Origin of the sequence: Lysobacter sp. M15, from assembly GCF_022662515.1 — a bacterium.
Lineage (GTDB): Bacteria > Pseudomonadota > Gammaproteobacteria > Xanthomonadales > Xanthomonadaceae > JAKPBU01.
On sequence record NZ_JAKPBV010000011.1, the window covers coordinates 292,072 to 307,403 of the forward strand.

Genomic DNA, 15,332 nt, shown 5'->3' on the forward strand with positions numbered 1-15,332 from the left:
GAAGCGCAAATTGTAGCGATCCGCCGCCGGCCTGCCCCGAACCCGCGCGAAACGCTCAGTTGCGCGCGGCGCGCCAGCTGCCCCAGAGGGTGCCCCAGCGCTTGGCCGGCTGCCACGCCGCGCCCGTGGCCGCGGCTTCCAGGCGCCGGCGCACGATCTGGTCACGCAACCGGGCCGGGATCGCCACCGCGGGCCCGCCGGTCCAGCGGGCGCGCAGCGCGGCCGCGGTGCTGGCACCTCCGGCATCGACCGCGGCGCCCGCCAGCATCGCCATCACCGCACCCGTGGCTGAGGAAGAGGCATCGAACAGGACGGCCTCGATCCCGGCGCAGCCCTCCCCCAGGGGTTCGAGCACGGCCAGCGCAGCGGTCGGGTCGCGCGGGAGTTCCCGGTAGCGCAGCGCGGGCATCGCGTCGGCCATCGCGCCCCAGGGAGCCGGCCGGGGCCGGAGCACGCTGCCCAGCGGATGGCGATGCGCGCCCTTCGCCCAGCCGCGCAGCTCCTCCTGCCACCAGGCCAGCTTCGCCAGCCCAGGCGCCGGATCGCTGCCGCCCCAGGCGGCGTCGGCGAATTCCTGCAGCAGGGCGAACCAGGCCGCCGCGACGTCCCGCTGCGCCGCCGGCGCGAATACTTCCGCGATGGCCCACTCCGGCCAGCGCGCCCGCCACTTCGCGGCGAAGTCCTCGAAGGCGCTGCGATCGCTCATCGCGGCCAGCGATCGGCCCGGTGCAGATCGATGGGGGTTTCGGCCATGAGGTCACCGCCCCATTCCGTCGGCACCTCGTGCGGCAGTCGGTAGCCCCATAGCGCCACCACCGAGCGCATGCCCGCGGCACGCGCCGCGGCGATGTCGCGCTCGTCGTCGCCCACGTAGACGCAGTCTTCGACTTCCACATCCAGGACCGCGGCGGCATGGGTCAGGGGCAGCGGGTGCGGCTTGCGCTGCGCCAGGGTGTCGCCGCCGATCAGGATCGCGCAGCGCTCCTGCCAGCCCAGCATCGGCAGCAACTGCCTGGCCAGGTACTCGGGCTTGTTGGTCACGATGCCCCAGCGCGCGCCGTCGTCCTCGATCGCACGCAGCAGCTCCTCGACCCCATCGAACGGCGCGCCGCTGCGTCCCAGCTCCAGTTCGTACGCATCGAGGAATTCCCGGATCGTCTCCGGCGGCACCTCGCCGCCGAGTTCGGGGAAGGCCGCCGCGCTCATCGCACGCGCACCCCTCGACACATGCGGGCGCAATTCCTCCAGCGGCATCGGACCGCGGCCGCGTGTTGCGCGCATGCGATTGACGGTGGCCGCCATGTCCGGCGCGCTGTCGAGCAGGGTGCCGTCGAGGTCGAACAGGGCGAGCCTCGGGAAGCGGGCAGTGGGCGCTGCGCGAACGCTCACGTCAGGCTTCGGGCTTGCGCGCGCAGGCGAGGTAGTTGACATCCGTACGCGCGACCACGCGTGCGCTGTTGCGCCAGGGTTCGTACATCAGGCCACTGACGTCCTCGAGTTCCAGCCCGGCCTCGCGCAGCCATTTGGCCAGCTCGGAGGGCTTGATGAAGTCGCGGTACTGGTGGGTGCCCCTGGGCAGAATCCGGGCCACGTATTCGGCGCCGACGATGGCGAGCGCGAACGCCGCCGGGGTGCGGTTGAGCGTGGACACCACCAGCCGTCCACCCGGCCTGAGCAGGGCCGCGCAGGCGGCCAGGATCGCGCCCGGATCGGGCACGTGCTCGAGCATCTCCATGCAGGTGACCGCATCGAAGCTCGCCGGCGCTTCGGCGGCCAGCGCCTCGGCCGACTGCAGGCGGTAGTCGACCTCGACCCCGGACTCGAGCCGGTGCAGCTTCGCCACCTTGATCAGGTCGGGCGCCAGATCGATGGCCGTGACCTGCGCACCGGATTTCGCCAGCGCCTCGCTCAGCAGGCCGGCCCCGCAGCCGACGTCGAGCACCCGCGCATCCTGCAGGTCGATGCGGCCGGCGACATAGCCCAGCCGCGCCGGGTTGAGCGCATGCAGCGCCTTCTGCGGTCCGTTCTCGTCCCACCAGCGCTGCGCCAGATCATTGAACTTGTCGAGTTCGCTCTGGCGGAAGTTGTCGTTTGGGGATGGCGTTGCGTCGCTCATACCGACCATTCTCGCAGACCCGGGCACGGGCTCATCCCGGCAGGTCAATCGCGCCGATCCGCTCGCGCCACTGCCGCGCGTTGGCGATGATGCCGACCTCGTCCATGTCGACCAGCTGCCGGTCGCGCAGCTTGCGCCGCCCTGCGATCCACACATCGCTGACCTGATGGCGCCCGGTCGCATAGACCAGCTGCGACACGACGTGATGCAACGGCTGGGTTTCCAGCGCGGCCAGGTCGACGCAGACCAGATCGGCCTGCTTGCCCGGCTGGATCGAGCCGATCAGGTGGTCGAAACCGATCGCCTTCGCTCCACCCAGGGTCGCGGCGCGCAGCGCGCTGAACGCATCGAAGCCGGCGGCATCCTGTGCGACCGCCTTGGCCAGGATCGCCGCGGTGCGCATCTCGCCCATCATGTCCAGGTCGTTGTTGCTGGCAGCGCCGTCGGTGCCGATGGCTAGCGTCACGCCCGCCCGCTGCAGTGCGCAGGCCGGGCAGAAGCCGGACGCCAGCTTGAGATTGGATTCGGGGCAGTGCACCACGCTCACGCCGCGCTCGGCGCACAGCGCGATTTCCGCCTCGGTGAGCTGGGTCATGTGCACCGCGATCAGGCGGTCGTTGAGCAGGCCGAGCCGGTCCATGCGCGCGATCGGGCGCTGGCCGTGCTCCTCGATCGATTGCTGCACTTCCTGCGCGGTCTCGTGCAGGTGCAGGTGGACCGGCACATCCAGCTGGTCGGCGAGCATGCGCACGCGTTCGAAGTTGGCATCGTCCACGGTGTAGGGCGCGTGCGGTGCGAACGCGGTGGCGACCAGCGGATCTCCGCGCCACTGGTCGTGCACTTCGCCGGCGCGGTCGAAGTATTCGTCGTCGCTCTTGGCCCAGGCGCTGGGGAAATCGATCACCGGCAGGCCGACGCGCGCCCGGAAGCCATGGCGCTTGTAGGTGGCCGCCTGCACGTCCGGGAAGAAGTAGTTTTCGTTGCAGCAGGTGGTGCCCCCGCGCAGCATCTCGGCGATGGCCAGGGTTACGCCGTCGGCCACGTAGTCCGGACCCATGACCGCGGCCTCGATCGGCCAGATGTGCTGCTGCAGCCAGGCCTTGAGCGGCATGTCGTCGGCGATGCCGCGCAGCAGAGTCATGGGATTGTGGGCATGCGCGTTGACCAGGCCCGGCATCAGCGCGGCGTCCGGTCGCGAAACGATTTCCGCCGCGTCGAAGCGCGCCCGTGCCTCTGCGACCGGCAACACCGCGAGCACCACGCTGCCCTGCACCACCACGGCGTGGTCGGTGAGGACCACGGCATGCGGTTCGACCGGGACAACGAAGCCCGCTTCGATCAGCAGGTCGCAGGGCTCTGGGGTGGCATGATCCGTCATTCTGCTTCTTGCTCGTCATTCCCGCGAAGGCGCGAATCCGGTGTCCTTAAGGCATCCACGACGACGCGCAAACATCAATGTGGTTGGATCCCCGCCTGCGCGGGGATGACTGATTCATCACTCGCCCGCGATGCGGGCGCTATGAATCAGTCACTTCACCCGGCTGACGTATTCGCCGCTGCGGGTGTCGACCTTGATCATCTCGTCCTGGCCCACGAACAGCGGGACGCGCACCACCGCTCCGGTCTCGAGCGTCGCCGGCTTGCCGCCGCCGCCGGAGGTGTCGCCGCGCACGCCAGGGTCGGTTTCGGTGATCTTGAGTTCGACGAAATTCGGAGGCTGCACCGCGATCGGCACGCCGTTCCACAGCGTCACCACGCATTCCTCCTCGCCCTTGAGCCACTTCTCGGCGCCGCCCATGCCGGCCTTGTCGGCCTGGACCTGTTCGAAGGTTTCCGGGTTCATGAAGTGCCAGTACTCGCCGTCGCCGTAGAGGTACTGCATGTCGGTATCGACCACGTCGGCCACTTCGAGGTTGTCGGTCGCCTTCATGGTCAGTTCGACGACGCGCCCATTCTTGATGTTGCGGTACTTGATGCGGGTGAAGGCCTGGCCCTTGCCCGGCTTGACGTATTCGGTCTCGGTGATGATGCACGGCTCGTTGTTGACCAGGATCTTCTGTCCGGTCTTGACGTCGTTCATGCCCAGGCTGGCCATGGGTGCTCCTGCTGAAGGCCGCGCGCGGGCGGCTAGAATGGGAAGGTTCTGGAATTCCGGCGCGGCCGGCACAACTCAAGCCCGACATGATACCTGCTGCCCCCATCCGGCTGCAGCCGGAGGACACGGTTGCGCCCCTTGCGCAAGCCGCTTCCCGCTGGCAGCAGCACTGGCGCGAAGCCGTTCGCGACCCGCGCGAGCTGCTCGCGATGCTGGGGCTGGAAGCCCTGGCCCCGCGCATTTCGGACCAGGCTGCGGCGCACTTCCCGCTGCGGGTGCCGCGCGGATTTGTGGCGCGCATGCGTCATGGCGATCCGCACGACCCGCTGCTGCGGCAGGTACTGCCGCTCGACGACGAAGAGCGGATCGTGCCCGGTTTCGACCTGGATGCGGTGGGCGACATGGCCGCCAGGGCCGGCGACGGACTGATCCGCAAGTACAACGGGCGCGCACTGCTGATCGCCACCGGCAGCTGCGCGATCCACTGCCGCTACTGTTTCCGCCGCCACTTTCCCTACGCCGCGGAAACCGCCGCGCGCGACGGCTGGCAGAACGCGATCGCGGCGCTGCGCGCTGACCCCGGCGTGGACGAGGTGATCCTGTCGGGAGGGGATCCGCTCGCGCTTGCCACGTCCAAGCTCGCCCAGCTGACCGATGCGCTGCAGCGCATTGCCCATCTGAAACGGCTACGCGTGCACACGCGGCTGCCGATCGTGCTGCCCGAGCGCGTGGACGCCGAGCTGGTCGCCTGGCTGCGCGCCCTGCCCTGGCCGGTGACCGTGGTCGTGCATGCCAACCATGCCAACGAGTGGACCGCCGAGGTGGACGCGGCGATGGCCAGCCTGCGCAGCGCGGGCGTGCTGGTGCTGAACCAGGCCGTGCTGCTTCGCGGCGTCAACGACTCCGTGGACGCGCTGGCCGCGCTCAGCGAACGCGGCCATGCCGCCGGCGTGCTCCCCTACTATCTGCATCAGCTCGACCGCGTCGCCGGGTCAGCGCATTTCGAGGTGGACGACACCACCGCGCGCGCCCTGCACGCGGCGCTCGCAGCCAGGCTGTCAGGCTACCTGGTGCCCAGACTGGTGCGCGAGGTGGCAGGCGATCCCGGCAAGCGTCCGCTCTGAGCCGATACCGCTGCCCGCCATTGGACGCGCACCAAGGCCTCGTGGCATAACGCAATCTTCACCGGACCGCAGCCCCGCATGCAGAGCAGTGCCGAATCCGCGCTTCGATTGCTGATCGTCGACGACAACGTCGAGGACGCCGAGGCCATCGTCAGTGCCCTGCGCAACAACGGCGTGGCGGTGCGTCCGCTGCGGCCGACGGATCCGGACGAGCTGGCCACGATGCTGGCCGAACAGGCCGTGGACCTGGTTCTGGCCTCCGACAGCGCAACCAGTATCCCGTTGGCCGAAGTGATGCGTGCAGTGGCGTCCAGCGACAAGGACATCCCGATCGTCGGGTTGATGGACGAAGTCGACGCGCCGCGCGCGGCCCAGGTCTACAACTCGGGGGCCCGCCGCGTGGGGCTGCGCAGCGAACCCGCCCAGCTGCTGCGCAGCATCCGGCTGGAGTGGGAAGACCTGGAAACCCGTCGCGCGCTGCGCAGGCTGGACGCGCAGGTGCGCGAGACCGAGCGCCGCTGCGATGCGCTGATCGAGTCTTCGCGCGATCCCATCGCCTACGTGCACGAAGGCATGCATATCCGCGCCAACCCGGCCTACCTGGAGATGTTCGGCTTCGACAGCTTCGCCGACGTCGAGGGCATGTCGCTGCTGGACCTGGTGGCCTCGCAGCACGTGGAAGGCTTCAAGCGCCTGCTCAAATCGCTCAGCCGCGGCGAGCCGCCGCCGGCCCGCTACGAACTCGAGGCGCGCGACGCCCAAGGCGAACCGTTCCCGGCGACGATGGAATTCACCCCGGCGATGTACGAGGGCGAGCCCTGCCTGCAGGTGGTCTTCCGCCGCCAGGAACTGGACCCGGAACTCGCGCGCGAGGTCGAGGAGCTGCGCCAGCGCGACCAGGTCACCGGGCTGCTCAACCGCCCGACCTTCCTGCGCTCGCTCGAGGACGCGGTGTCCGACGCCGCGCAGAACCGGGGCACCCACGGCCTGCTGCTGGTCGAGCCGGACCACTACCAGAGGCTGCTGCAGGACATCGGCCTGGATTCGGCCGATGCCATCGTCACGGCGCTGGCGCAACGCCTGCGGACCGTGCTCGACGCGCATCCCGACACACTTGCCGCCCGCTTCGGCGAGCACACCCTGGCCATCCTGCTGCGCGGTTCCGATCATGTCGCGACCAGCGCCCTGGCCGAACGGCTGCGCGAAGCGTTCGGCAACGTCATCACGATCGGTGGGCACAGCAGCGCCATCAGCGTGAGCATCGGCGGCGTGCAGATCGGCGAGCGCATCGCCAGCGTCACCCAGGTGCTGGCCAAGGCCCATCAGGGCCTGCAATCCGCGCTCGGCGTGGGCGGAAACCGCTACGAGATCTTCGATCCCAGCGCCACCGACCGGGCCGAGGACGAGCGCATCCAGGCCTGGGTCGAACGCCTCCATCAGGCGCTGGCCGACGACGAATTCCTCCTGCATTACCAGCCGGTGATCAGCCTGCGGGGCGAGCCCGATCCCATGTACGAGGCCCGGATCCGGCTGCGGTCCGCCGATGGCGAAACCATCGCCCCGGGCACCTTCCTGCCGCTGGCTGAAGAGCACGGCCTGATGGCGCAGATCGACCGTTGGGTGGTGGGCCGCGCCGTGGCCGAACTGGGTGCATGCGAACGTTCCGGAAAACCGGTGACGCTGATGGTCAAGATCAGCCAGGCTTCACTCGCCGACGACGCCCTGTTCGTGCACCTGGGCAAGGCCCTGTCGACGCATGGCGTCCCCGGCCATCGGCTGGTGCTCACCGTATCAGAGGCCAAGGTCTTTACCCAGTTGCGCGCAGCCCAGGCGTTCAGCGCGGCCGTGGGTGCACTGGGCTGCCGCGTGGGACTGGAGGAATTCGGTGCCGGCCTGGACTCCTCGCAGCTGCTCGTGCACCTGAGCCCGGCCTTCGTCAGGCTCGACCGCAGCTTCACCCTGGACCTGCCGAAGAATCCCGGCAACCAGCAGCGGGTCCAGGAAATCGGCGAACGCTGCCGCGAGGCGGGCATCCGCAGCGTCGCCGAGGAAGTCCAGGACGCGGCCAGCATGTCGATCCTGTTCAACGCCGGAATCGACTACGTGCAGGGCGATTTCCTGGCGCCGGCCGGGCCGGCGATGAATTACGACTTCGAATGAGGCTGCGCTCAGCCCGTTGATCCGGACACAGATGAAGCCGGGCCCGCCGGCGGCGGGCCCGGCGTACTCCCGCATCAAAGTCGCCGTGCGGCGCTCAGGCCACCACGCCCTGGCGCACATCGTGCATGTCGGGCGTGGCGTTGCGCAGCGCGGCGATGCGCTCTTCCAGCGGCGGGTGGCTCATCAACAGGCGCTTCAGACCAGTGCCGACGCCTCCGCTGATGCCGAACGCGGCGACCTGCTTGGGCAGGGTGCTCTCGCCATAGGTCTGGGCCAGGCGTTCGAGCGCGGCGATCATCTTCGGCTTGCCGGCCAGCGCGGCCCCGCCGGCGTCGGCGCGGAACTCGCGGTGGCGCGAGAACCACATCGCGATCATCGAGGCAAACAGCCCGAACACCATGTCCAGGACGAACACGATGGCGTAATAGCCAAGGCCCGGGCCGTCGCGGCCGCCGCTCAGATAGCCGTCGATCACCCGCCCGACCACGCGTGCAAGCACGATCACGAAGGTGTTCAGCACGCCCTGCAGCAGGGCCATGGTCACCATGTCGCCGTTCGCGACGTGGCTCACCTCGTGGCCGAGCACGGCCTCGGCCTCGTCGCGGTCCATCGCCCGCAGCAGGCCGGTCGAGACCGCCACCAGCGCCTTGTTGCGGTTGGCGCCGGTGGCGAAGGCGTTGATCTCCGGCGCATCGTAGATGGCCACTTCGGGCATGCCGATCCCGGCGGCCTGGGCCTGGCGTTGCACGGTGGACAGCAGCCACTGCTCCGCCTCGTTGCGCGGGGTTTCGATGACGTGGGCGCCGGTCGCGCGCTTGGCCATCCACTTGGAAATGAGCAGCGAAAAGAAGGCGCCGCCGAAGCCGAACAGGGCCGCGAAGATCAGCAGGCCGCCGAATTGCTGCGGGTTCACGCCGAGAATCGACATGACGACGCTGACCAGGGCCAGGACCGCCAGATTGGTGAGCAGGAACAAACCGACACGCTTGAACATGGACGATTCCATAACCGCGCACCACGCGCGGACCAGACATTAGTGTGGCAACCCGCGGTTAAATTCAAGCGATGAATACCGACCCTGCCCCTTACCGCGGACGCTTCGCGCCCTCGCCCACCGGGCCGCTGCACTTCGGCTCGCTGCTGGCCGCGTTCGGCAGCTGGCTGCTGGCGCGCCAGGCCGGCGGCGAATGGCTGGTGCGGATCGAAGACCTCGACCCACCCCGCGAGATCGCCGGGGCGGCCGCGCAACAGCTTCGCGCCCTGACCAGATTCGGCCTCGTGTCCGATGGCCCGGTCGTCCGGCAGAGCGCGCGGCACGGGCTCTATCGCACCGCGCTGGACCGGCTGCTGGCTTCCGGCCATGCGTTCGAATGCCATTGCAGCCGCGCCGATCTCGTCGGCGAAGGCGGCATCCACCGCGCATGCGTCGCCGGAGCGCAGCGCTCCGATCCCGCGATCCGCCTGCGGATCGGCGACCGCACCCGGGTGAGCTTCGACGATCTGGTCCAGGGTCAGGTCTCGCAGCACGTCGGGCGCCAGGCCGGCGATGTCGTCCTGCGCCGCAGCGACGGCCTGTGGGCCTACCAGCTGGCGGTGGTGGTGGACGATGCCGACCAGGGCGTCACCGATGTGGTGCGCGGTGGCGACCTGCTCGACTCCACCCCACGCCAGATCCATCTTCAGCGGCTGCTGGGCCTGCCCACGCCGCGCTATGCGCACCTGCCGCTGGTGCTGGACGAGGACGGACGCAAGCTGTCCAAGTCGGCGGCGGCGCTGCCGGTCGATCCAGGCGACCCGTTGCCCACTCTGCGTACTGCCTGGCGTGCGCTTGGCCAGCCGTCTGCAAAGCTGGCGGGCGCGGGCAGCATCGACGCGCTGCTGCGCGCTGCGGTTGAACGCTTCGAGCCGGCCCGCATTCCCCGGCATGCGATCCCGCTCGCCGCGCTGCACAACGCCGATGTCATCTCCGGTGTCTAGAATCGCCCGATCTTCCGGAGGGAACGACATGACTTCTCGCATCGCACTGGTCACCGGCGGCACCGGCGGCATCGGCACCGCCATCGTCAAGAAGCTCGCCGACCAGGGCCACCGCGTCGCGACCAATTACCGCAACGAAGAGAAGGGTCGCGCCTGGCAGGGGCATATGAAGGAAGCCGGCTACGACGTGGCGATCGCGAAGGGCGATGTGTCCACGCCGGAGGAGGCCGAGGCGATGGTCCGCGAGGTCGAACGACAGCTGGGACCGGTCGACATCCTGATCAACAACGCAGGCATCACCCGCGACAGCACCTTCCACAAGATGACCGCGCAGCAGTGGCAGGAGGTCATCAACACCAACCTCAACTCGGTGTTCAACGTGACCCGGCCGGTCATCGAGGGCATGCGCGAACGCAAATGGGGCCGGATCATCCAGATCAGTTCGATCAACGGCCAGAAGGGCCAGTACGGCCAGGCCAACTATGCCGCCGCCAAGGCCGGCATGCACGGCTTCACCATCTCCCTGGCCCAGGAGAACGCGAAGTTCGGCATCACCGTCAATACGGTGTCCCCGGGCTACATCGGCACCGACATGGTGATGGCCGTGCCCGAGGCGGTGCGCGAGAAGATCGTGGCCCAGATCCCGACCGGAAGGCTGGGTACGCCCGAGGAAATCGCATACGCGGTGTCTTTCTTCATCCCGGACGAGGCCAGCTGGATCACCGGCGCCAACCTGTCGGCGAACGGCGGCCAGTACATGGGCTGGTAGGGGCCGCCACGCGGCCGGACCGTCGCCGGCAGTGGCGCCATTCAGCGATTACGGGACGGGGCCCCTGTTGCAAGCGGTGCTGCACTGCGCCATGCTGCGCCCCAGCATCACTAGAGTCTTTGCTCCATGACTGCGACCCGCGTGATCAAGAAATATCCGAACCGTCGGCTCTACGACACCGAGATCTCCAGCTACATCACCATCGAGGACGTGCGCCAGCTGATCGTCGATGGCGAGGAGTTCGAGGTGCGCGACGCGAAGACCGGCGAGGACCTCACCCGCCAGGTATTGCTGCAGATCATTTCCGAGCACGAAGGCGACGGCCAGCCGATGCTGTCGACCCAGCTGCTCAGCCAGATCATCCGCTTCTACGGCGACTCGCTGCAGGGCTTCATGGGCAGCTACCTGGAACGCAGCATGCAGATGTTCCTGGACCAGCAGGACCAGTTCCGCCGGCAGATGGGCGGCGTGCTCGGCCAGTCGCCGTGGACCATGATGAACCAGCTCACCGAGCGCAACCTGGAACTGTGGAAGGAATTCCAGCAGAACCTGATCGGCGGCATGGGCCGCCCGGTAGCGCCCGGCAAGCCCGGCGCGACCAAGCCCGAAACCAAGTAATACCGCCCCATTGGACGTCGCCTTCTTTCAGGCGCGCGCTGCTGCGCGCGTGATCCGCATACAGGGGAGCAACGCATGACCAAGCGCGTGGCCGTCGTGACTGGCGGCATCGGCGGCCTGGGCACGGACATCTGCATCGCGCTGGCACGCGCCGGCCGCCGAGTGGTGGCCGCCGACCTGGGCAGTCGCGAAGAGCGCATCGCCGACTTCCACGCCGCGGTCGATGGCCACGACATCCATTTCGAAGCCGTCGACGTATCCGACTTCGAGGCCTGCGCAGCGCTGGTACGCAAGGTCGAAGGCGAACACGGCAGCCTGGACATCCTGGTCAACGCGGCCGGCATCACCCGCGACACCACCCTGCGCAAGATGGACCGGGTGCAATGGGATGCGGTCATGAACGTCAACCTGGACAGCGTGTTCCACATGTGCCGACACGCGGTCGAAGGAATGATGGACCGCAGCTTTGGGCGGATCGTGAACATCAGCTCGGTCAACGGCCAGACCGGCCAGTTCGGTCAGACCAACTACTCCGCGGCCAAGGCCGGCATGCACGGCTTCAGCATGGCCTTGGCACGCGAGGTCGCACGCAAGGGCGTGACCGTCAATTCGGTTTCGCCAGGCTATTGCGAAACCGCACTGGTGATGGCGATGCCCGAGGAAATCCGCCGGGGCATCGTGGAGAAGGTGCCGGTCGGCAGGCTCGGCAAGCCTTCGGAAATCGCGCGCACGGTGGAGTTTCTCACCGCGGACGATGCCGGGTTCATTACCGGTGCGAACGTGCCGGTCAACGGCGGGTTGTTCATGAGTTTCTGACGCCGCGCGTGTCGCTCGAACGCGGCGTTCAAGATTCATCGAGGCAGCGACTCCCATTTCCGTCATCCCCGCGCAGGCGAGGACCCAAGGACGTTACCTTTGGGTTCCGTAGGCTCCGAATAAGCATCCTTAGAAGCAGGGCTTTCGCCTGCGGCGACTTACTTTCTTTGCTGGTGCAAAGAAAGTAAGCAAAGAAAGCACCTCAGTGGATCCAGATCGCTCAAGGGATGTGGATGGCGAAGCAATTTTCGGACTCGCCATCCCTGGCTCGATCCGAAAACGGCGGCCATCCATGGCCGCCGCCCCTTCGGGGTTTCCGGGTGCTGGCAGCTACTGCGGGGCCAGTAAAGTCAAAGGCATGGACCGTCGGCGCCAGACCGCGCCTGGCTGCCTGGCTCTTTAGCCTTTGATCTTCTCGAGGCTTCGCATGCGATCCGCATCCGGACACCCGGAGGGCGGCCGTTTTCGGAGCGGACAGGGATGTCCGCTGCGAAAATGGCGACGACTCGCACATCCCATGAGCGGGTTTGACGTCACGAGGAAGGTGCTTTCTTTTGGTTACTTTTCTTTGCACCAGCAAAGAAAAGTAACTCGCCGGCAGGCGAAAGCTCTGCTCCCAAAGGGCAGCCGGTTTTGGCCTTAGCAGGAACGCACCACCAGCGCCCCCACAGCCCCGCCTGCGCGGGACGCGTTAGATCCATTGGTGCTCGACTTACCAACCAAAGTCGCAGCAAACAGACCCGTCAGACTACTGACTGGCACCCGCACAGAACTTCGCCCGATACTCCATCGCTCGTGGCATCAGCGACTGCAGATGCTCGATGCGCGTGCCCGCGCTCGGATGGGTGGAGGCGAATTCCGGCGGATTCTGCCCGCCGCTCATCTGGCTCATGCGTTCCCACAGCGGGATCGCTTCCTGCGGGTTGTAGCAGGCCGCCGCCGCCAGCATCAGGCCCAGTTCGTCTGCCTGCGATTCCTGGCTGCGCGCGTACGGCAGCGCGCTGCCGTAGCCGTAGGCCGACATCACCGCCTGCATCGTGCCCGCGTCCATGCCGCTGGCCATGCCCGCCATCTGTCCGAGTTGTTCCAGCTTGCCGCGGGTCATGCGCTGGGCGCCGTGGCGCATCAGCGCGTGCGAGATCTCGTGGCCCATGACCACCGCCATGGCGTCGGCATTCTGGGCGATCGGTACCAGGCCGGTGTACACCGCCATCTTTCCGCCGGGCAGGCAGAACGCGTTGGCCTGCTCCGAATTGAGCACGGCCACGTCCCACTCGAACGTCTGCTCGATGCCGGAAGGTTCCTGTCCGTGCTCCGCGGCGACGGCGTCGGTCACCTGCGGCACCTTGGCGATCAGGCGCTGCGCGACTTCGCGGATCTGGCGGGCGATCTGCGAATTCGGGTCGACCGGCTGCTCGGTCTGGAGAATTTCCTCGAACGCCTGCAGGCCGAGCGCCTTTTCATCCTCGGGCGTGATGTTCCTGTCGATCACCACCTGCTCGCCGGTCAGCGGATCGGTGCTGCGATTCGAGAACCAGTAATAGGCCGCATAACCGGCGAACAGCACCAGGATCAGCAGTCGCGGGTTGAAGCCGCGGCGCCGTGGCGTGCCTTGGCGGCCGAAAGGATCTTGTCGCATCTGCGCATTCTCCCCGCTGGCATGGGTGGTCCGGCAGCAATGCTCGCATGACCCCTTGTGTAGGGACCGCTCACAAATCCCGCACGACCCTGAAGCCGATCTGGGCGTTGGTGACGTCCCGCTCCAGCGGTGCACGCCAGACCGAGCGCAGCTGGCTCGGCGCACTGGCCCAGGAGCCGCCGCGGATCACCCGGGTCCTGCAGCCCGGATTGAACCAGGCCTTGCCATCCTTGGGCGCGCGCCGGTAACCGTCGTGCCAGCAATCGGCGACCCATTCGCTCACGTTGCCGGCCATGTCGTACAGGCCGAACGCGTTGGCGCGAAAGCTGCCGACCGGCGCAGGTCCCCAATACCCGTCGCCGTAGCCGGCAAAGGCGTTGGCCCAGGTGCGCCCGGCCGGCGAGCGGTCGCGGCTGCCGGTGAAGTTGCCCGCACGCGACGGAGGAACGGCGGCGTTGCCCCACGGATAGCGGCCGGTGTTGCCGGCGCGCAGTGCGTATTCGAACTCGGCCTCGCTGGGCAGGCGATAGTTGCGCCCGGTCTGCTGCGACAACCATTTGACGTAACCATCGGCATCGCCGGCGCTGACGTGCAGCACCGGCAGATCGTCTGCCGCCACGCCCCCCAGGTAGTCCGAGCCGATGCCCACCAGGCTGCGACGCACGAAGTTGCCGCTGCGTTCGTCGTAGGGCATCGAATACCCGCGCCGTGCCGCGCGCGTGCGCGCGCCGGTGGCGGCCAGGTAGCGTTTGAACTCGCCGACCGTCACTTCGTGCCGCGACATCGCGAAACCGCGATCGAACCGCAGGTAGCGCGCCGGCTTTTCGTAATCCTGCGCGTCGATCGCGTCGGCTTCGGCACCCATGCGGAATGCGCCGTGCGGCACCACGATCATCTGCGGGCCGCGACCACCGTTTTGCAGCGCATCGGTGAAGACCTGGCCCGGCCGGAACAGCCCATAGTGCGTCGCCAGGTCGATCCGCGTGCGTAGTTCGGTCGCTGCGGGGTCGCCCGGCTGTGCGATGCGCAGCAGTTCGGCCAGCTGGTCGCGCGCCTTGCGCACGCCGTTGTATTCGGCCAGCACCCTTAGCCCCGCGTCGCGCAGTTGCGCGATACGCGCGCGCCGCACGGCCTCCACACGCTCGCGCGCGTCGGCGATGGTCCCGCTGCCGGGGCGCACGCGCGCCGCCAGCTCGATCCAGCGCGCGGCCGCCTGGAATTCGCCGCGTTCCGCCGCCAGCTCGGCATTGCGGATCAACCCGCTCTCCACCGCTGCCACGCCCTGCAGCGCCCGCGGTTGATCCGGCTGCAGGCGCAGCGCTTCGCGGAATCCGGCGAGAGCACCGCCTCCCTGCGCGCCATAGCGCCCGTCACGTAGGTCGGCTTCCGCCGCCGCGTTCAGCGCCCACAGCCGGTCGGCCAGGTCGACCCGTTCCAGATAACTGCGTACCTCCGCATCCTCCGCGGCGACCGTGCGCGCGACCGCAGCCAGGGCATGCGCCTGACGCAGGGCCGCGTCGTCTTCGCCCGCCAACGCAAGCTGTTCGTCGCCCCGACGCAGCAGGGCCGTCAACGCGCGGTCGAGTCCGCGACGGGCGCGCGCGTCGTCCGGCGCAAGGCGCAGGATCGCCAGGTACAGCGGAATGGCCGCGTCCGCATCCTCGTGCAGCCTGCCCTCGCCCAGCGCCTCGTCCGCGCGCCGACGGGCATCGCCGATGCCTTCGGCGGCCAGCTCGACCGGTGGGATGCGCCAGGTCAGCGCTTCGACCAGCTGGTCGTCGCCGCTGATGGTGACGCTGGCGCGGCCTTCCCCGGTTTGCCCGTCGGTCGGCGCCGGCTGGCCGGGTGCCGGGGCATCCTGGCTTGCGCCGCACGCCGCCAGCAACAAGACCAGCAATGCCGTGAGGCCGGCGCGCCATCGCGGACCCCGTGTCTGGCCGTCGGGAAGCAAAGCGTGTCCGGTCATGAGCACCGGCACGGTAGGCTATGGGCCCGGATGCGGCAACTTCCCGTCCTTT

At 68.2% G+C, this 15,332-nt stretch carries 14 protein-coding genes; 6 read left to right on the plus strand and 8 right to left on the minus strand.

What is annotated here, in order from left to right; all coding sequences use genetic code 11:
- Nucleotides 1-55 precede the first annotated feature (55 nt).
- The 5 genes from MC380_RS09910 to efp form a co-directional block, all read right to left on the minus strand.
- Complete coding sequence (locus tag MC380_RS09910) at nt 56-706, minus strand: phytoene/squalene synthase family protein (RefSeq protein WP_242164532.1); 651 nt, start codon at nt 704-706, stop codon at nt 56-58.
- Nucleotides 703-1,389 (minus strand): phosphoglycolate phosphatase, encoded by a 687-nt coding sequence (gene gph / locus MC380_RS09915; protein ID WP_343223566.1) that lies wholly within the window; start codon nt 1,387-1,389, stop codon nt 703-705. Before gph ends, MC380_RS09910 begins: the two co-directional genes overlap by 4 nt.
- Nucleotide 1,390: 1 nt before the next feature.
- Nucleotides 1,391-2,116: a bifunctional 2-polyprenyl-6-hydroxyphenol methylase/3-demethylubiquinol 3-O-methyltransferase UbiG gene (gene ubiG / locus MC380_RS09920; protein WP_242164534.1), complete on the minus strand. Its 726-nt coding sequence runs from the start codon at nt 2,114-2,116 to the stop codon at nt 1,391-1,393.
- Nucleotides 2,117-2,147: 31 nt separating this feature from the next.
- Nucleotides 2,148-3,494, minus strand: a complete 1,347-nt coding sequence (locus MC380_RS09925) for a TRZ/ATZ family hydrolase (protein ID WP_242103450.1) — start codon at nt 3,492-3,494, stop codon at nt 2,148-2,150.
- Nucleotides 3,495-3,644: 150 nt separating this feature from the next.
- Nucleotides 3,645-4,211, minus strand: a complete 567-nt coding sequence (gene efp, locus MC380_RS09930) for an elongation factor P (RefSeq protein WP_242103449.1) — start codon at nt 4,209-4,211, stop codon at nt 3,645-3,647.
- 86 nt (nt 4,212-4,297) lie between these two features.
- Between efp and epmB the strand changes: the two genes are divergently transcribed.
- Nucleotides 4,298-5,335 (plus strand): EF-P beta-lysylation protein EpmB, encoded by a 1,038-nt coding sequence (gene epmB / locus MC380_RS09935; protein WP_242103448.1) that lies wholly within the window; start codon nt 4,298-4,300, stop codon nt 5,333-5,335.
- Nucleotides 5,336-5,413: 78 nt separating this feature from the next.
- On the plus strand, nt 5,414-7,495 hold the full coding sequence (locus tag MC380_RS09940) for an EAL domain-containing protein (RefSeq protein ID WP_242164536.1): 2,082 nt from the start codon (nt 5,414-5,416) through the stop codon (nt 7,493-7,495).
- 94 nt (nt 7,496-7,589) lie between these two features.
- Here the strand turns inward: MC380_RS09940 and htpX are convergent, their stop codons facing one another.
- Nucleotides 7,590-8,489, minus strand: coding sequence for a protease HtpX (gene htpX / locus MC380_RS09945; protein ID WP_242164537.1), 900 nt, complete (start codon nt 8,487-8,489; stop codon nt 7,590-7,592).
- A 71-nt stretch (nt 8,490-8,560) separates the two neighbouring features.
- On the opposite strand from htpX, the gene gluQRS reads away from it, so the two are divergent.
- The 4 genes from gluQRS (at nt 8,561) to phbB (MC380_RS09965) (ending at nt 11,675) form a co-directional block, all read left to right on the plus strand.
- The gene (gene gluQRS, locus MC380_RS09950) at nt 8,561-9,472 is read left to right on the plus strand and encodes a tRNA glutamyl-Q(34) synthetase GluQRS (protein WP_242164539.1); all 912 of its coding nucleotides are present in this window, start codon (nt 8,561-8,563) and stop codon (nt 9,470-9,472) included.
- A gap of 28 nt (nt 9,473-9,500) precedes the next feature.
- On the plus strand, nt 9,501-10,241 hold the full coding sequence (phbB, locus tag MC380_RS09955) for an acetoacetyl-CoA reductase (protein WP_242103444.1): 741 nt from the start codon (nt 9,501-9,503) through the stop codon (nt 10,239-10,241).
- 126 nt (nt 10,242-10,367) lie between these two features.
- Nucleotides 10,368-10,859: a polyhydroxyalkanoate synthesis repressor PhaR gene (gene phaR, locus MC380_RS09960; RefSeq protein ID WP_242103443.1), complete on the plus strand. Its 492-nt coding sequence runs from the start codon at nt 10,368-10,370 to the stop codon at nt 10,857-10,859.
- A gap of 75 nt (nt 10,860-10,934) precedes the next feature.
- A complete protein-coding gene (gene phbB, locus MC380_RS09965) occupies nt 10,935-11,675 on the plus strand; it encodes an acetoacetyl-CoA reductase (protein WP_242103442.1) in 741 nt (246 codons plus the stop codon).
- 748 nt (nt 11,676-12,423) lie between these two features.
- On the opposite strand, the gene MC380_RS09970 is transcribed toward phbB (MC380_RS09965), so the two are convergent.
- Both MC380_RS09970 and MC380_RS09975 read right to left on the minus strand, forming a co-directional pair.
- On the minus strand, nt 12,424-13,314 hold the full coding sequence (locus tag MC380_RS09970; protein WP_242103441.1) for a M48 family metallopeptidase: 891 nt from the start codon (nt 13,312-13,314) through the stop codon (nt 12,424-12,426).
- Nucleotides 13,315-13,384: 70 nt separating this feature from the next.
- A complete protein-coding gene (locus tag MC380_RS09975) occupies nt 13,385-15,280 on the minus strand; it encodes a formylglycine-generating enzyme family protein (protein ID WP_242164541.1) in 1,896 nt (631 codons plus the stop codon).
- Nucleotides 15,281-15,332: the final 52 nt, after the last annotated feature.